This window comes from Amycolatopsis bartoniae (assembly GCF_014191255.1).
Classification (GTDB): domain Bacteria; phylum Actinomycetota; class Actinomycetes; order Mycobacteriales; family Pseudonocardiaceae; genus Amycolatopsis_E; species Amycolatopsis_E bartoniae.
The window spans coordinates 660791-677633 of the sequence record NZ_JACHWH010000002.1; the positions used below are offsets into that span (position 1 = coordinate 660791).

Annotated in this window: 18 protein-coding genes; 5 read left to right on the top strand and 13 right to left on the bottom strand. The window is 69.4% G+C overall.

The features are described from left to right. Window positions 1-23 precede the first annotated feature (23 nt). Genes FHX82_RS15040 through kdpF form a run of 6 tightly spaced genes read right to left on the bottom strand, consistent with a single transcriptional unit; the run spans window position 24 to window position 7634 of the window. Window positions 24-710, bottom strand: a complete 687-nt coding sequence (locus FHX82_RS15040; RefSeq protein ID WP_145938135.1) for a response regulator — start codon at window positions 708-710, stop codon at window positions 24-26. Next, window positions 707-3229, bottom strand: a complete 2523-nt coding sequence (locus FHX82_RS15045; protein WP_145938134.1) for a DUF4118 domain-containing protein — start codon at window positions 3227-3229, stop codon at window positions 707-709. The genes FHX82_RS15040 and FHX82_RS15045 overlap by 4 nt, the downstream gene beginning before the upstream one ends. Before the next feature lie 4 nt (window positions 3230-3233). After that, window positions 3234-3818 carry a potassium-transporting ATPase subunit C gene (locus FHX82_RS15050; protein ID WP_145938133.1) on the bottom strand — a complete coding sequence of 195 codons (585 nt, stop codon included), beginning with the start codon at window positions 3816-3818 and terminating at the stop codon, window positions 3234-3236. A 5-nt stretch (window positions 3819-3823) separates the two neighbouring features. Then, entirely contained in the window at window positions 3824-5875 is a 2052-nt protein-coding gene (gene kdpB / locus FHX82_RS15055; RefSeq protein ID WP_145938132.1) for a potassium-transporting ATPase subunit KdpB, read from the bottom strand. Beyond that, on the bottom strand, window positions 5872-7533 hold the full coding sequence (kdpA, locus tag FHX82_RS15060; RefSeq protein ID WP_145938131.1) for a potassium-transporting ATPase subunit KdpA: 1662 nt from the start codon (window positions 7531-7533) through the stop codon (window positions 5872-5874). The genes kdpB and kdpA overlap by 4 nt, the downstream gene beginning before the upstream one ends. Beyond that, window positions 7533-7634, bottom strand: a complete 102-nt coding sequence (gene kdpF / locus FHX82_RS15065; RefSeq protein WP_145938130.1) for a K(+)-transporting ATPase subunit F — start codon at window positions 7632-7634, stop codon at window positions 7533-7535. The genes kdpA and kdpF overlap by 1 nt, the downstream gene beginning before the upstream one ends. A gap of 347 nt (window positions 7635-7981) precedes the next feature. Between kdpF and asnB the strand changes: the two genes are divergently transcribed. From asnB to FHX82_RS15080, 3 genes are all read left to right on the top strand, one after another. Beyond that, on the top strand, window positions 7982-9820 hold the full coding sequence (asnB, locus tag FHX82_RS15070; RefSeq protein WP_145938129.1) for an asparagine synthase (glutamine-hydrolyzing): 1839 nt from the start codon (window positions 7982-7984) through the stop codon (window positions 9818-9820). Window positions 9821-9916: 96 nt separating this feature from the next. Further along, window positions 9917-10438: a YflT domain-containing protein gene (locus FHX82_RS15075; RefSeq protein WP_145938128.1), complete on the top strand. Its 522-nt coding sequence runs from the start codon at window positions 9917-9919 to the stop codon at window positions 10436-10438. Window positions 10439-10536: 98 nt separating this feature from the next. Further along, window positions 10537-10725 (top strand): DUF3072 domain-containing protein, encoded by a 189-nt coding sequence (locus tag FHX82_RS15080; protein ID WP_145938127.1) that lies wholly within the window; start codon window positions 10537-10539, stop codon window positions 10723-10725. A 266-nt stretch (window positions 10726-10991) separates the two neighbouring features. Here the strand turns inward: FHX82_RS15080 and mutM are convergent, their stop codons facing one another. After that, window positions 10992-11858 carry a bifunctional DNA-formamidopyrimidine glycosylase/DNA-(apurinic or apyrimidinic site) lyase gene (gene mutM / locus FHX82_RS15085; protein ID WP_145938126.1) on the bottom strand — a complete coding sequence of 289 codons (867 nt, stop codon included), beginning with the start codon at window positions 11856-11858 and terminating at the stop codon, window positions 10992-10994. Window positions 11859-11910: 52 nt separating this feature from the next. On the opposite strand from mutM, the gene FHX82_RS15090 reads away from it, so the two are divergent. Further along, window positions 11911-12483, top strand: coding sequence for a Uma2 family endonuclease (locus FHX82_RS15090; protein WP_183176635.1), 573 nt, complete (start codon window positions 11911-11913; stop codon window positions 12481-12483). A 20-nt stretch (window positions 12484-12503) separates the two neighbouring features. On the opposite strand, the gene FHX82_RS15095 is transcribed toward FHX82_RS15090, so the two are convergent. Then, entirely contained in the window at window positions 12504-13430 is a 927-nt protein-coding gene (locus tag FHX82_RS15095) for an NADP-dependent oxidoreductase (RefSeq protein WP_145938124.1), read from the bottom strand. Between the two features lie 72 nt (window positions 13431-13502). On the opposite strand from FHX82_RS15095, the gene FHX82_RS15100 reads away from it, so the two are divergent. Further along, window positions 13503-13883: a winged helix-turn-helix transcriptional regulator gene (locus tag FHX82_RS15100; protein ID WP_145938123.1), complete on the top strand. Its 381-nt coding sequence runs from the start codon at window positions 13503-13505 to the stop codon at window positions 13881-13883. Between the two features lie 9 nt (window positions 13884-13892). Here FHX82_RS15100 and rnc read toward each other — a convergent pair whose 3' ends face one another. The 5 genes from rnc to coaD form a co-directional block, all read right to left on the bottom strand. Continuing rightward, on the bottom strand, window positions 13893-14630 hold the full coding sequence (rnc, locus tag FHX82_RS15105; RefSeq protein ID WP_145938122.1) for a ribonuclease III: 738 nt from the start codon (window positions 14628-14630) through the stop codon (window positions 13893-13895). Between the two features lie 11 nt (window positions 14631-14641). Then, window positions 14642-14824, bottom strand: a complete 183-nt coding sequence (gene rpmF / locus FHX82_RS15110) for a 50S ribosomal protein L32 (RefSeq protein ID WP_091516752.1) — start codon at window positions 14822-14824, stop codon at window positions 14642-14644. 72 nt (window positions 14825-14896) lie between these two features. Beyond that, the gene (locus FHX82_RS15115) at window positions 14897-15484 is read right to left on the bottom strand and encodes a YceD family protein (RefSeq protein WP_145938121.1); all 588 of its coding nucleotides are present in this window, start codon (window positions 15482-15484) and stop codon (window positions 14897-14899) included. Between the two features lie 54 nt (window positions 15485-15538). Next, window positions 15539-16258: a DivIVA domain-containing protein gene (locus tag FHX82_RS15120; protein WP_145938120.1), complete on the bottom strand. Its 720-nt coding sequence runs from the start codon at window positions 16256-16258 to the stop codon at window positions 15539-15541. Window positions 16259-16344: 86 nt separating this feature from the next. Further along, window positions 16345-16827: a pantetheine-phosphate adenylyltransferase gene (gene coaD / locus FHX82_RS15125; RefSeq protein WP_145938119.1), complete on the bottom strand. Its 483-nt coding sequence runs from the start codon at window positions 16825-16827 to the stop codon at window positions 16345-16347. Window positions 16828-16843 lie beyond the last annotated feature (16 nt).

Sequence of the window (16843 nt, forward strand, 5' to 3'; positions counted from 1 at the left end):
GCTTCGCGGGTGAAGACCGCCTTTCAGCCTTCGAATCGGTAGCCCATGCCTGGTTCTGTCAGCAGGTGTTTGGGTCTTGAGGGTTGTTGTTCCAGCTTTCTTCTGAGTTGTGCCAGGTACACCCTCAGGTAGTGGGTCTCGTTCTCGTACGTCGGCCCCCAGACGTCTCTCAACAACTGCTTCTGCGAGACCAGTCTGCCTCTGTTTCTGATCAGCAGTTCCAGTACGCCCCACTCCGTTTTGGTCAGGTGCACTTCCTGGCCGTCGCGTTCCACCTTCTTCGCCGCCAGGTCCACTGTGAACGCTTCGGTCTTCACTACCGCTTCGACATCGTCCGAAGTGGACACCGTGGAACGTCTCACGGCGGCCCGTAGGCGTGCCAGTAGTTCGTCCATGCCGAAGGGCTTCGTCACGTAGTCGTCCGCGCCCGCGTCCAGGGCGTGCACCTTGTCCGGGGAGTCGCTCCTGGCCGACAGCACGATGATCGGGACCGTCGTCCAGCCCCTCAGCCCGGCGATGACCTCATTACCGTCCATGTCCGGCAGGCCCAGGTCCAGGATCACCACGTCCGGCCTGGTTTCCGCCACCGCACGCAGCGCCGCGGCTCCGTCGTGGGCGGTGATCACCTTGTAGCCCCGCGCGGCCAGGTTGATGCGCAACGCCCGCACGATCTGCGGCTCGTCGTCGACCACCAGCACCGTCGCCGTCACCGCTCCCCCTCCCGCGCCGCCCGCAGCGAGATGACCACTGTCAAACCGCCGCCGGGCGTGTCCTCCGCCCTGATCGTGCCGCCCATGGCCTCCGTGAAACCCTTCGCCACCGACAGACCCAAGCCTATGCCCGGCGTGCTGTCCCGGTCCCCCAACCGCTGGAACGGCGCGAAAGCCGAGTCCGCGGCCCGCTTCTTCAGGCCGCGCCCGTGGTCGATCACCCGCAGCTCCACGTACTCCGCGTGCGTGCTCCCCCGCACCGCCACCGGCTCCGCACCACGACCGTGCCGCAGCGCGTTGTCCACCACGTTCGCCACGACCCTTTCCAACAGGCCCGGATCCGCCAGCACGGCGGGCAGGTGCTCGTCCACCGCGACCACCACCGGCTCCGAGTGTTCCACAGTGGACAGTGCGTGCGCGACGACCTCGTCGTAGCCGACCGGGCGCAGCTGGGGACGCACCGCACCGGTCGCGAGCCGGGACGAGTCCAGCAGGTTGTCCACCAAGCCCGCCAGCCGGTCGGTCGACTCCTCCGCCGTCGCCAGCAGCTCCCCGGTGTCCTCCTGCGACAGCTCGATGTCCTGCGCCCGCAGGCTGCCGATGGCCGCCTTGATCGAGGTCAGCGGCGTGCGCAGGTCGTGCCCCAGCGCCGACAACAGGGCCGTCCGCAGCTCCGTCGCCTCCGCCTTGCGCTCCGCCTCCGCCGTCGCCGCCGCCAACCGTTGCTGCCGCAACGCGAGCAGCGCCTGCCCGGCCGCCGCCTCCAGCACGCGCCGGTCCGCCGCGGGCAAGGCCCTGCCCCGCAACGTCAGGTGCACGTCCGCCGTCACGGGAATGTCCACATCGGCCTCGTCGGGTTCCTCGCACGGGTTCGGCCCGCACTCCTCCACCCGGTGCCACACCCCGTCCCGCTTCTCGACCAGGCTCACCGCCTCCAGGCCGAAGTTTTCACGCACCTTCTCCAGCAACCGCGGCAGGGGCGCGGTGCTCGTCAGCACCGTCCGCGCGTACGACGCGAGCAGCGAAGCCTCGGTCCTGGCCTGCGTCGCCTGGGACGCGCGGCGTGCGGCGGCGTCGACGACGAGCGCGACCAGCACGCCGACCACGACCATCGCGACCAGCGTGGTGACATTGCTCTGCGCGTGCACGGTCAGCGTGTAGAAGGGCTCGGTGAAGAAGAAGTTGAGCAGCCCGGCCGAAAGCAGCGCGGCGACGAGCGCGGGCCCGAGCCCGCCGACCAGCGCGACCACGACCGTGGCCAGGAAGTAGTCCACGACGTCCGTCGAGAAGTCCAGCTGTCCGCGCAGCAGCACACCGATCACGGTGGCGAGCGCCGGTACGAGCACCGACAGCACCCATCCGACCCCGCGCCGCGACGGTTTGAGCGGGCTGCGCCGCTCCAGCCACGACCGCAACCGGCCGCCGGCCTCGGGGTGGGTGACCATGTGCACGTCGATGGCGCCGGAGTGCCGCACCACGGTCGAGCCCTTGCCCTCGTCGAACAGCCGCGCCACCCGCGACCGCCGGGACGTGCCCAGCACGAGCTGCGTCGCGTTGACCCCGCGGGCGAAGTCGAGCAGCGCCGTCGGCACGTCGTCGCCGACCACGGTGTGGAACGTGGCACCCACCTCGTCCGCCAGCTTCCGGTACTTCCCCAGGTCCAGCGGCACGAGCGGGGACAACCCGTCCGCGTGCTGGACGTGCACCACCAGCAGCTCCGCGCCCGCCCGCGCAGCGATCCGGCTGCCGCGCCGGATCAGCGTCTCGCTCTCCGGCCCCGCCGTGATCGCGACGACGACCCGCTCACGCGTCTCCCACGTTTCGGTGATCCGCTGCTCGGCGCGGTACCGCTGCAGCGCCACGTCCACCTGGTCTGCCACCCACAGCAGCGCCAGCTCGCGCAGCGCGGTCAGGTTGCCGGGCCGGAAGTAGTTGCCCAGCGCGGCGTCGATCCGCTCCGCGGGGTAGATGTTGCCGTGCGCCAGGCGGCGGCGCAGCGCCTCGGGCGTGAGGTCGACCAGCTCGACCTGCTCGGCTCGGCGCACCACCTCGTCGGGCACCGTCTCCTGCTGCGGCACCCCGGTGATCTTCTCGACGACGTCGTTGAGGCTCTGCAGGTGCTGCACGTTGACGGTGGACAGCACGTCGATGCCCGCGGCGAGCAGCTCCTCGACGTCCTGCCAGCGCTTCTCGTTGCGCGAACCGGGGATGTTGGTGTGCGCGAGTTCGTCCACAATGGCCACTTCGGGCCTGCGGGCGAGGACCGCGTCGACATCCAGCTCGGTGAACTCGCGCCCACGGTGCACGCCGGTGCGCCGCGGCACGACCTCGATGCCGTCGAGGAGCGCGGCGGTCTTGGCGCGGCCGTGCGTCTCGACGAGCCCGGCCACGACGTCGGTGCCGCGCTCCAGCCGCCGCCGCGCCTCGCCCAGCATCGCGAAGGTCTTGCCGACGCCGGGCGCCGCCCCGAGGTAGATCCGCAGCTCTCCCCGGGGCGGCCGATCCTGCTGTCCGTCCACGGTTTCAGTGTGCCTCCGCCGCGGCGACCGCGAGGTTCAGCGCCAGCACGTTCACCCCGGGGATCCCGATGCCGTCCCCGCTCGTGTGCTGCTGGACGAGCTCCCGCACCTGCGCCTCCGGCAGTCCGGTCATCCGCGCCACCCTCGGCGCCTGCAGGTCCGCGTACGCGACGCTGATGTCCGGATCGACGCCGGAAGCCGAAGCCGTGACGGCGTCCGCGGGAACGGCGTCCGGCGAGACGCCCTCGCGCTGGGCGATGGCCGCCTTGCGTTCCTGGACCTGCTGCACCAGTTTGTCGCTGAACCCGCCGAGGTTGGACCCGCCCGACGTGGACGGGTCGCCCGTCGCCGACGCACGCGTGTGGAAGTACGGGTCGCGCGCGGGGTCCGCCGGCTTCGGGTCGATCCCGATGAGCGACGAGCCCACGGCCTGCCCGTCGACGGTGACCACCGAGCCTTCGGCGTGCGCCTCCAGCCCCGGCAGCCGCGAAACCGCCCACACACCGAGGGGGTAGACCACCCCCAGCAGCACCGTGAACACCAGCAGCACGCGCAGTCCCGCGCCCGCCTGCTTGAACCATGCCTTCATGAGCACTACCCGATTCCAGGGATGAAGCGGACCACCAGGTCCACGAGCCAGATGCCGAGGAACGGCGTCACGATGCCGCCGACGCCGTAGACCAGCAGGTTCCGCCGCAGCAGCGAGGACGCGCTCGACGGCTTGTACCGCACGCCACGCAGGGCCAGCGGGATGAGCAGCACGATGATCAGCGCGTTGAACACCACCGCGGACAGGATCGCCGACTGCGGCGAGTGCAGGTGCAGGATGTTCAGCCCGCCCAGCTGCGGGTAGATCGCCACGAACATCGCGGGCAGGATCGCGAAGTACTTCGCGAGGTCGTTCGCGATGGAGAACGTCGTCAGCGCACCACGGGTGATCAGCAGCTGCTTGCCGATCTCGACGATCTCGATCAGCTTCGTCGGGTCGGAGTCGAGGTCGACCATGTTGCCGGCCTCCTTGGCCGCCATGGTGCCGGTGTTCATCGCGACCCCGACGTCGGACGCGGCCAGCGCGGGCGCGTCGTTCGTGCCGTCGCCGGTCATCGCGACGAGCCGCCCGCCCTCCTGTTCCTGGTGGATCAGCGCCATCTTGTCCTCGGGCTTGGCCTCGGCGAGGTAGTCGTCGACGCCGGCGTCCTCGGCGATGGCACGCGCGGTGAGCGGGTTGTCGCCGGTGATCATCACCGTCCGGATGCCCATCGTGCGCAGCTCGGCGAACCGCTCGCGCATCCCGGGCTTCACGACGTCCGACAGCCGGATGACCCCGCGTACGAACGCGTGGCCAGCGGTCAATTCGGCCACCACGAGCGGTGTGCCGCCCTGCTGACTGATTTCGTCGACAATCCGGTTCGTCTCGTCGGGGAACTCACCGCCGTGCCCGCGCACCCATTCGCGCACGGCGCTCGCCGCGCCCTTGCGCACCTGCCGCGAGCCGAGGTCGATACCGCTCATCCGGGTCTGCGCGGTGAACGGCACGAACTCGCCACCCGGGTCCGCGGTCGCGGGCCCGGTCAGCTCGACGATGCTGCGGCCCTCCGGCGTGCCGTCGGCGAGGCTGGCGAGCCGCGCGGCCGCCACGAGTTGTTCGGCACTCGCGCCGCCGACCGGGATCAGCTCAGTGGCCTTGCGGTTGCCGAAGGTGATCGTGCCGGTCTTGTCCAGCAGCAGCGTCGAGACATCGCCCGCGGCCTCGACCGCGCGGCCCGAGGTGGCGAGCACGTTGCGCTGCACCAGCCGGTCCATGCCCGCGATGCCGATGGCCGACAGCAGCGCACCGATCGTCGTCGGGATCAGGCAGACCAGCAACGCCGTCAGCACGACGACCGACTGACGACTGCCCGAGTAGGCCGCCATCGGCTGCAACGCGACGACTGCCAACAAGAAGATGATCGTCAAAGTGGAAAGTAGGATTGTCAACGCGACTTCATTCGGCGTCTTCTGCCGGGACGCGCCCTCCACGAGCGCGATCATCCGGTCCACGAAGGTCTCGCCGGGCTTGGTCGTGATCTTCACGACGATCCGGTCGGACAACACGGTGGTGCCGCCGGTGACGGCCGACCGGTCGCCGCCGGACTCGCGGATCACCGGCGCCGACTCGCCCGTGATGGCCGACTCGTCGACCGTCGCGATGCCCTCGATTACGTCGCCGTCGCCCGGGATCACCTCGTTCGCCTCGACGACCACGAGGTCGCCGATCTTCAGGTCGACGCCCGGCACCCGCTCCTCGGCACCGTCCGTGAGGCGACGGGCGACCGTCTCCTTCTTGGTGCGCCGCAAGGACTCCGCCTGCGCCTTGCCTCGCCCCTCGGCGACGGCCTCGGCGAGGTTGGCGAACACGACGGTGAACCAGAGCCAGACCGCGACGAGGATCGTGAACACGCTGGGGTCGAGGACCGCGAACACCGTGGTGAGCGCCGAACCGACCCAGACCACGAACATGACGGGGTTGTGCAGCTGGTGCCGTGGGTCGAGCTTGCGCAATGCTTCGGGCAATGACACCAGCAGCTGCCGCGGGCTGAACACGCCCGCGCCGACGCGTACCTCGGATTCCCTTGTGGGAGCGGGCTTTTCCTGTGTGACGGTCATGCCATGGCCTCCGCGATGGGACCGAGAGCGAGCGCCGGAACGAACGTCAGCGCCGCGACGAGCAGGATCGTGCCGGCCAGCATCGAACCGAACAGCGGTCCCGTGGTGGGCAGGGTGCCCGCGGTCTCGGGCACCTTCCGTTGTGCGGCGAGGGATCCGGCGAGGCAGAGCGTCGCGAGGATCGGCACGAACCGGCCGACGAGCATCGCGACCGACAGCGACGACTGGAACCAGCCGTCGGTGACGGTGATCCCGGCGAACGCGCTGCCGTTGTTGTTGGCGGTCGAGGTGTAGGCGTAGAGCACTTCGGACAGTCCGTGCGAGCCGCTGTTGGCCATCGCGGCCGTGGTCCCGGGCAGCAGCAGCGCGACGCCCGAACCGAGCAGCATCACCGTCGGCATCGCGAGCATCGAGATCGCGGCCGCGGTGACCTCCCGCCTGCCCAGTTTCTTGCCGAGGTACTCCGGCGTGCGCCCGACCATCAGTCCGGCCAGGAACATCGCGATGATCGCCATCACCAGGATCCCGTAGAGCCCGGTGCCGACACCGCCCGGCGAAACCTCGCTGAACAGCATGTGCAGCAACGGCATTCCGCCGCCGAGCCCGCTGAAGCTGTCGTGCATCGAGTTGACCGCGCCGGTCGAGGTGCCGGTGGTGCTGGTGGCGAACAGCGACGAGCCGCTGATGCCGAACCGCTGTTCCTTGCCCTCCAGGTTGGCCCCCGCGAGCAGTGCCGCCGGACCGTTCGGATGCGCCTCGGCCCACCAGGTCACCGCGAGCACGAACGTCCACAACAGACCCATCACCGACAGCAGGACGTAACCCTGCCTGCGGTTCCCGACGAGCTTGCCGAACGTGCGGGTGAGCGACACCGGGATCACCAGCAGCAGGAAGACCTCGACGAGATCACTCCAGACGTTCGGGTTCTCGAACGGGTGCGCGGAGTTGGCGTTGAAGATGCCGCCGCCGTTGGTGCCGAGCTCCTTGATCGCCTCCTGGCTCGCGGCCGGGGCGATCGCGATGGTGCTCTGCGAACCGTCCGGATTGGTCACCGCGATGCCGGAGTGCAGGCTCTGCACCACTCCGAGCGCGATGAGCACGATCGCGAACACGAACGAGATCGGCAGCAGGACCCGCACGGTGCCGCGCGTGAGATCCACCCAGAAGTTGCCGAGCCGGTCGGTGCGCGAGCGCAGGAAGCCGCGGATCAACGCGACCGCGACGGCGAGCCCGACCGCGGCGGACAGGAAGTTCTGCACCGTCAGGCCGGCCATCTGCACGACGTGGCCCATCGTCGTCTCGGGCACGTAGGACTGCCAGTTCGTGTTGGTCACGAAGCTGACGGCCGTGTTGAAGGCGACGCCCGGGCTCACCGCGCCCCGCCCGAAGTTCAGGGGCAGGAACGCCTGGAGGCGCTGCAGCAGGTACAGGAAGACCACGGACACGAGCGAGAACGCGAGCACGCCCAGCGCGTACGTGGGCCAGCGCTGCTCGGCGTCCGGGTCCACGCGGAAGAGCCGGTACAGGCCGCGCTCGACCCTGAGGTGCTTGTCCGTGGTCAGGACACGTGCCAGGTAGTCGCCGAGAGGTTTGTAGACAATCGCCAAGGCGACAAGGAGAATGCCGACTTGCAGAAAGCCGGACAAGAGATCGTTCACTAGAACTTCTCCGGCTTGATCAGTGCCACGAACAGGTACACGACCAGCCCCAGCGCCAGTACGGCGCCGACGATGTCGGCCGCCAGGCCGGATCCCGTCACAGCTTCTCCAACCCGCGCAGTGTGAGTGCGAGCGCCGCGAAGACGGCGATCAGCAAAACGGCGTACAGCAGGTCCGCCATCCCGCACCTCTCTTCGTGGGTCACCTCGTCCGGTGACCGCCCGCGACCACTGTGCGGCCCGCGCCGGGCGCCTTGACCTGCCCTGACGACCTCTTGACGGCGCACGGCACGGCGTTTACGCCTTCTTGACGCCTGGTGAGGCTGAGCACACTCCCCGTAATCCGGTCGGACACAGCGGGCGATTCGGGCAGACACGGATCGCGCACGTGTGTTACCACTGTGTTACGCATAGTTGTGCTAGCTAAGCTTTCGGGAGGCAGGAACTTCATGTGCGGAATCACCGGCTGGGTGGCGTTCGACGCGGACCTCACCCAGCGCCGCGAGACGCTCGACGCGATGACGGAGACGATGTCCTGCCGCGGCCCCGACGACGAGGGCACGTGGGTCGCGCCGCACGCCGCGCTGGGCCACCGCCGGCTCGCGATCATCGACCTGCCCGGCGGGCGCCAGCCCATGTCGGTGCACACGCCGAACGGCGAGGTCGCCATGGTCTACAGCGGTGAGGCGTACAACTTCACCGAGCTGCGCGCGGAGCTGGCCGGGCTGGGGCACGAGTTCATCACCGACAGCGACACCGAGGTCGTGCTGCACGGCTACCTGCAGTGGGGCGAGGCCGTCGCCGACCACCTCAACGGCATGTACGCCTTCGCGATCTGGGACGCCCGTGACGAGAAGCTCGTCATGATCCGCGACCGGATGGGGATCAAGCCGTTCTACTACTACCCCACCCGCGACGGCGTGCTGTTCGGCTCGGAGCCGAAGGCGATCCTGGCGAACCCGTCGGCACGCAAGGTCGTCGACGCCGACGGGCTGCGCGAGCTGTTCGCCTTCACCAAGACGCCGGGCTGGTCGCTGTGGAAGGGCATGTACGAGGTCGAGCCGGGCACGATCGTGCGCGTCGACCGCGGTGGCGTGCACACGCACACGTACTGGAAGCTCGACGCCGTCGAGCACACCGACGACCAGGAGACCACGGTCGCGCGGGTGCGCGAGCTGATGACGGACATCGTGCACCGGCAGCTCGTCGCCGACGTGCCCCGTTGCGTGCTGCTGTCCGGTGGCCTGGACTCCAGCGCCATCACCGGGTTGGCGGCCGCGCGCCTGGCCGAGGACGGCGAGCAGTTGCGCACGTTCTCGGTCGACTTCTTCGGGCAGGAGGAGAACTTCCAGCCCGACGAGATGCGTGACACGCCGGACTCGCCGTTCATCCGGGACGTCGCGAAGCTGGTCGGATCGGCGCACAAGGACGTCATGCTCGACCCGGGCGCGCTGACCGATCCCGAGGTGCGGCGCGCCGTGATCACCGCGCGGGACATCCCGGCGGGTCTCGGTGACATGGACGCCTCGCTGTACCTGCTGTTCAAGGCCATCCGGTCGGAGTCGACGGTGGCGCTGTCCGGTGAGTCCGCGGACGAGGTGTTCGGCGGGTACCGGTGGTTCCACGACGAGGAGGTGCGCAAGGCGGACACCTTCCCGTGGCTCGCGTTCCGCACCGGGATGCTCGACAACAGCGACGTGCTCCGCCCGGAGGTGAGCAAGCTGCTGGACGTCCCGTCGTACATCGCCGACCAGTACCGCACCGCGGTCGCACAGGTCGACCAGCTCGACGGGGCGAGTGAGTTCGAGCAGCGCATGCGCACGTTCTGCCACCTGCACCTGACCCGCATGGTGCGCTCGCTGCTCGACCGCAAGGACCGCGCGTCGATGGCCGTCGGACTGGAAGTGCGTGTGCCGTTCTGCGACCACCGGCTCGTCGAGTACGTCTACAACACGCCGTGGTCGCTGAAGACGTTCGACGGCAGGGAGAAGAGCCTCCTGCGCCACGCGACGAAGCACGTGCTGCCGCAGTCCGTCGTGGACAGGGTGAAGAGCCCGTATCCGTCCACACAGGACCCCGGCTACGTGGCGGCGCTGCAGCAGCAGGTGAAGGAGGTGCTGGCGACGCCCGACAGCCCGGTGTTCTCCCTGGTCGACCGCAACTGGCTGACCGAGGTCGTGGACACCGACCCGCAGTCCGTGAAGGGCGGGGCGCGACACGGGCTGAACCAGACGCTCGACCTGCACCACTGGTTCGACATCTACCAGCCCGAGCTACAGCTGGACTGAGTGGCCGAAGCCACACCTGAAAATCAGCTGTGAAAATCCGGCATAAGGCACAACGGGGGCGGGGTAACCGTTGACGAGGGTAGAGAGGTGAGTGAGATGACCCAAGCTTTCACGCAGACCGCGTTCAGCAACGCCCCCGCGAACCCCCAGCTGCCCACTCTGCCCACCGGCTGGCCGATCGGGTCGTACTCCTCGTACGAGGAGGCCCAGCGGGCCGTCGACCACCTTGCCGACAACGACTTCCCGGTCACGGACGTCACGATCGTCGGCGTCGAGCCGATGCTCGTCGAGCGCGTCGCCGGCAAGCTCAGCTGGGGCCGGGTGCTCGGCAGCGCCGCGGGGTCCGGTGCCTGGTTCGGTCTGTTCGTGGGACTGCTGCTGAGCATGTTCGGCACCGGCGCCGGGTTGCTGCCGATCGTGATCGGACTCGTGGCCGGCGTGGCGTTCAGCATGGTGTTCGCCGCGGTGAGCTACGGGGCGAGCCGGGGCAAGCGGGACTTCGTCTCGCACAGTCAGCTCGTCGCCCGGCGGTACGACGTGCTCAGCCAGCCGCGCAACGCCGAACGCGGCCGTGAGCTGCTGGCGCACCTCGCCGCGCGGGTGGGTCTGAACAGCTGAGTTTCACTCGTCCGAGGGCCTCGCATCCTGGCGGTGCGGGGCCCTCGGTCTGTTCGCGAGGAGGATTGGCTTTCGCGCCGCGTGGGTACTGGGAACACATGAGCGAAAACCCGGAGAAGGATCCCCAGGACTGGACGACGGGCGAGGAGCCGATGACAGGCCCGCAGCGGTCCTACCTGCACACGCTCGCGCAGGAGGCGCAGGTGGAGGTGCCGGAGAACCTGTCGAAGGCGGACGCCTCGCGGATGATCGACGAGTTGCAGCAGAAAACCGGGCGGGGAGCTTAGGGGCTGCACGCGTGAGCCGTGGTCGGTTTGGGTGCGGACTTGACCGGGCGCTGGGCGCCCTCGTTCCGCCCGGCCACCCCCGCCCCTTTCCCCTGATCGTTTAACGGTTGGCTTGCCGCCTCAAGGGCGCCTTCGGCGTCGCTTCGCGATCGCTGCGCGACCCTTGACCCGGCAAGCCAACCGCTAATGCAGCTGGGGATCGGGGACGGGGGAGGTCCGGGCGTGTGCCGGGCCGCCTTTGCTGCCGGGTACCGTTTTGGTTGTGGTCAGGCCTTCGGCTGCCGTGGTTTCGGCTGGCATCTGGGGCAGTAGTACGAGGACCTGTTCATGAACGGTTCCCGTTTGATCGGGGTACCGCAGCGGCGGCAGGGGCGGTCTTCCTGGCCGTAGACGTTCAGGGACCTCTCGAAGTAGCCCGACTGGCCGTTGACGTTCACGTACAGCGCGTCGAACGAAGTGCCGCCCGCTTGGAGGGCCTCGCCCATCACCTCCGTGGCCGCTTCCAGCAGCAGGGTGCCCTGTGCGTTGGTGAGCTTCTCCGTGGGGCGGGACCAGTGCAGGCGGGCGCGCCACAGTGCCTCGTCGGCGTAGATGTTGCCCACTCCGGAGACCAGGGTCTGGTCCAGCAGTGCCCGCTTGACCTCCGTGCGGCGGGAACGCAACGCCCGCACCGCCTGCTTCGGGTCGAACGCCGGGTCCATCGGGTCCCGCGCGATGTGTGCGATGGTCGCCGGGAGCAGCTCCGTGCCGGTGTCCACCAGGTCGGCGAGCGCGAGACCGCCGAAGGTGCGCTGGTCCACGAAACGCAGTTCCGGTCCCCCGTCGGCGAACCGGACCCGCACGCGCAGGTGCTTCTCGTCCGGGGCGCCCTCCGGCTGGACGAGCATCTGCCCGCTCATCCCGAGGTGCGCGAGGATCGCCTCCTTGTCCGACAGCTCCAGCCAGAGGTACTTCCCCCGCCGCCGCACGGCGACGACCGTCGCACCCGCCAGGCGGCCCGTGAAGTCCTCCGGCCCCAGCTCGTGCCGCCTGATCGCACGGGAGTGCAGGACCTCGACGTGCGCTATGACGCGCCCCGCCACATGCGCCTGCAACCCGGCGCGGACCACCTCTACCTCGGGAAGTTCCGGCACTCCCCCAGGTTACTGTCCGCGCTACGCTGTTCCGGACGAGGAGGTGGACGCGATGAGCCTTGCCGCCGAACGCCTTGCCGGGTGGCCGGAACTGCTGCGCATGTGGCAGACACTCGACCTGCCCCACGGCTGGCGAGCCGAAATCACCGAGGGGGGCATCGCGGTAACACCATCACCGGACCACGACCACAAGGCGATAGCTCATCTCGTGCACAAGGCACTGATCAAGGGGATCCCCGACGAGTGGGCGGTGTACCAGACCCACGGCCTCCGGATCGCGGGCGCGCACAAGGTCTTCATCCCCGACCTGGTCGTCGCTCCCGAGGACGCGCCGGTCGAGGCGGACGACCGGCTCCTCCTCTCCACTCACGCGCTGCTGGTCGTGGAGATCACTTCGGCGAGCAACCCGCTCCCCGACCGCACGACGAAGAAGGACGCCTACGCCTCCGGCGGTGTCGGCATCTACGTGCTCATCGACCGTTGGCACGAGCCGAAGGCGCGGGTCACCGTCTTCTCCGATCCCGTCGACGGGGCCTACCAGCGCAGCACCACAACGCCGTTCGGTGAGACCGTCGACCTTCCGGAGCCCATCGGGCTCGCGCTGGACACCGGGCGCTTCGGCTAGTCCTGCTGGGGCCTCCGGGCTCAGACGGTGAGGACGAGCTTCCCCTGGAGGTGACCGGCGTCGAGCAGCCTGTGTGCGTCGGCGACCCGCTCGAACGGGAAGGTCTCCTGCACGTGCACCCGCAGCCTGCCCTGCTCGACGAGGTCGACCAGACCTCGCAGTGCGACCGGGTCCGGGTCGACCCCGATGCCGCTGAAGCGCAGGCCCGCCGCCTCGAACTTGGCGATCAGGTCCGTGTCCTCGTCCGCCACCGCGGTCACCAGGTGGCCCCCTGGGCGGAGCACCCCGAGCGACCGCTCGGCGGTGTCCCCGCCGACGGTGTCGAGCACGACGTCGACGTCGCGGACCACCTCGGCGAAGTCGGTCGTCGCGTAGTCGATCACTTCGTCGGCGCCGAACCGCTCGACGAACTCCCGCTTGCTCCCGCCGGCCGTGGTGGTCACGTGTGCGCCGAGGGCTTTCGCGATCTGGATCGCGACGTGGCCGACCCCGCCGCCACCGCCGTGGACCAGGACACGGTCGCCCGCGGTCACGCCGCCGAGGTCGACGAGGCCCTGCCACGCCGTCAGCCCGACCACCGGCAACGCCGCGGCTTCGACGTGCGGGAGCGACACCGGCTTGCGTACCAGGTGCAACGCCGGCGCGGCCACGAACTCGGCGTACGCGTTGGCGGCCCTGGGAAACCACGGCATTCCGAACACCTCGTCGCCGGGCCTGAACCGCCACGTCCGCGCCGCTTCGACCACTCCGCTGACGTCCCAGCCGAGGACGAACGGCGGCTGGCCGATCAGCGGGAACTCACCGGCGCGCAGCCGCGCCTCCAGCGGGTTCAGCCCGATCGCCTCGACGCGAACGAGGACCTCGGTCGGCAGGGGGCGAGGCTCGGGCGCGTCCACGATGGTGAGCACCTCGGGACCGCCGAGCACCTGCTGGGTGATGACTCGCATGACTCTCCTAGCTCTGGGGGAACAAACCCCACGCTAGGTTTCCGATGGGAACCGGCAGGTACCTTTGGCGCCATGAGCGGTTTCGGTCCCGGTGAGTTCTTCCTCGCCGACTGCCCGGCACGGCTGGCGGTCGAGCTGATCGCCGACAAGTGGACGGTGGTCGTGCTCGCCGGACTCAGCAAGGGCCCGGTGCGCCACGGCGAACTGGTCGAGCTGATCGGCGGCATCTCCCGCAAGGTGCTCACCCAGACGCTCCGCCGGCTGGAGGCACACGGACTTGTCCGCCGCCACGCGTACGCCGAGGTGCCGCCCCGCGTCGAGTACGAGCTCACCCCGCTCGGGGCGACGCTGACCGATCCGATCCACACACTGACCGAGTGGGCGAAGGCGAACGGCGACGCTGTCCTCGCCGCGCTCGACGCCAATTCCGAGCCACTCGCCCAGCACGGCTGAGCCCGCGCGCTAGTCCTGCTGGGGCTTGAGCTCTTCGTTCAGCGCGCGCCACGCGGTTTCGGCGGCCTTCTGCTCCGCTTCCTTCTTCGTGGTGCCCTCGCCGTGGCCGAGGTCGCGGCCGGCGATCAGCACCGTGGCGCTGAACTCCTTGCGGTGGTCCGGGCCGGTGTCCTCCACCTTGTACTCCGGCACACCCAGCCCCGCCGACGCGGTCAGCTCCTGCAGGCTCGTCTTCCAGTCCAGCCCGGCCCCACGCAGCGGCGCCTCCGCCAGCAGCGGGTCGAACAGGCGGTGGACCAGGGTGCGCCCCGCGTCGATCCCGTGCGCCAGGTACACCGCACCGATGATCGCTTCGAGGCCGTCCGCCAGGATGCTCGCCTTGTCCCTGCCGCCGGTGAGCTCCTCGCCCTTGCCCAGCAGCAGGTGCGCGCCCAGCCCGCCCTCGCCGAGGCCGCGCGCGACCCCCGCCAGTGCGTGCATGTTCACCACGCTGGCCCGCAGCTTCGCGAGCTGCCCCTCGGGCAGGTCGGGGTGCGTGCGGTACAGGTGGTCGGTGACGACGAGCCCGAGCACGGCGTCACCCAGGAACTCCAACCGCTCGTTGGGCGGCAGCCCACCGTTCTCGTAGGCGTAAGAACGGTGGGTCAGCGCAAGATGAAGCAGCTCGGCGTCGAGGTCGACGCCGAGCGCTTCGAGCAGTGATGCTGGGTCGGCAGCCGGTCCTCCCGGCTTCGACTTACCCCCCATCAGCGTCAGCCTCAGGCGGGCTCGACGACCTGCCGACCGTCGTACTGGCCGCAGGTCGGGCAGGCCACGTGCTGCGGCTTCGGCTGCCGGCAGGCGCGGTTCTGGCAGGGCACCAGCTGCACCGGGGCCGCTTTCCACGACGACCGGCGGGTGCGCGTGTTGGCTCGCGACATCTTCCGCTTCGGGACGGCCACGACTACATCTCCTCGTTCAAGGTTCGCTCGCTGACGCGAGCCTGCTTTCCACTGCCCACGAGCTGGTGCTCGTCAAGCTTCCTGGTCGGGGCCACCCGCCGGAGAATCACCAAGACGCTCGACCAGCGCGGCCCACCGAGGGTCTATCGTCTCATGCCCGTGTCCGGGCTCGAGATCGGCCCACTTCCTGCCGCACTCCTGGCACAGCCCCGGGCAGTCCTCGCTGCACAGCGGCACCTGCGGCAGGGCCAGCACGAGCGCGTCCCGCACGATCGGTTCAAGGTCGAGCCGGTCGTCGACCAGCCTGCTGACCTCGTCCTCGTCGGTGGTGACGTCGGTGGTGGACCCTGGGTAGGCGAACAGCTCGGTGAGCTCGATCTCGACCTCGTCCTCGATGGGGTCGAGGCAGCGCGAGCACTCGCCGGTGGTCCGCGCCGTGGCGGTGCCGGTGACCAGCACACCCTCCACGACGGACTCCAGCAGCAGGTCGAGGTCGATCTCGGAACCCTCCGGCACGACGATGACGTCGGGCACGCCCAGCACGGTGCTCACCGGGACGGTCCGCCGGAGGGTACGGCTCAGCCCGGCACGGCGCCCCAGCTCCCGGGTGTCGACCACCCAGGGGTTGCGCGTGTCGAGGAAAGTCTTGTCGTCAGACATGTGAGTGCACTCGGATCATCGGTGAGGTGGGCAACCCCACCAGGGTACCGGCCCTCAGGGCTGGAAGTCGTACAGCGGGGTGCGTGAGCTCATGCCCGGCGGCGTCCGCAGGTGGTTGCGGCCCGAGTCGACCGTGCGCAGGGTGGTGGACAGCAGCTCGGAGAACTCGGCGAGCTTGCCGTCCACATACGCGTCGCAGTCCGCGCGCTGGCGGTCGGCCTCGGCGTGCGCCTCGTCCACGATGCGGGCGGACTCGGCGTGTGCGGCCTGCACGACCTCGGTTTGCGAGACCAGCCGTGCCTGCTCGTGGCGGCCGTCCTCGATCGCGCGCTCGTAACCGGCGCGCCCGGCCTCGATCATCCGCTCCGACTCGGCGCGCGAGCGCTCCACGAGGTTCTGGTACTCGGCCTGGCCCGCGGCGATCATGCGCTCGGCCTCGGCGTGTGCGTCGGCCATGATCTGCTCGGCACGCGCCCTGGCGTCCTCCAGCATCCGCTGGGCCTCTTCGGTGGCCTCGGTCAGCGTGGTGTCGGCCTCGGCGCGGGCGCCGTTGACCATGGCGTCGGACTCGGCGCGGGCCTTGTCGATCAGCTCGTCCCGCTTGTCGAGCACGTCCTGCGCGTCGTCGACCTCCTGCGGGAGGGCGTCGCGCACGTCGTCGAGGAGCTCCAGCACGTCCCCGCGCGGCACCACGCAGCTCGACGTCATCGGCACCCCGCGTGCCTCTTCCACGATCGTGACGAGCTCGTCGAGAGCCTCGAACACCCGGTACACGGCAACTCCTTGGCTGGCCCTTCGCGCTGGCTCGTTCCAGTTTGCCGGGTCGGGACGGAAAGGCCGGGGAGGTTGGGCCCCGCGTGTCAAGAGCGTTCGGCCAGCTTCGCCGTCAGCCGCTCGAACACCACGCCCGGCACGAGGTTCTTCACGTCCCCGCCGTACGTCGCGACCTCCTTGACCAGCGAGCTGGACACGAAGCCGTACCGCGGGTTGTTCGACATCAGCAGGGTCTCGACACCGGACAGCTCACGGTTCATCTGCGCCATCTGCAGCTCGTAGTCGAAGTCGCTGACCGAGCGCAGGCCCTTGGCGATCGCGGCGATGCCGTGCTGCCTGCAGTAGTCCACGAGCAGGCCGTGCCACGAGTCCACGCGCACGTTGGGCAGTGCGTCGGTGATCTCGGTGATCATCGCGAGCCGTTCGTCGATCGAGAACAGGCCCTTCTTGTTCTTGTTGATCATCACGGCCACCACGACCTCGTCGAAGAGCTTGCTAGCCCGTTCGATGACGTCCAGATGCCCGTTCGTCACGGGGTCGTAGGAACCGGGGCAGACCGCACGCACCATGGCGCGGACGTTACCC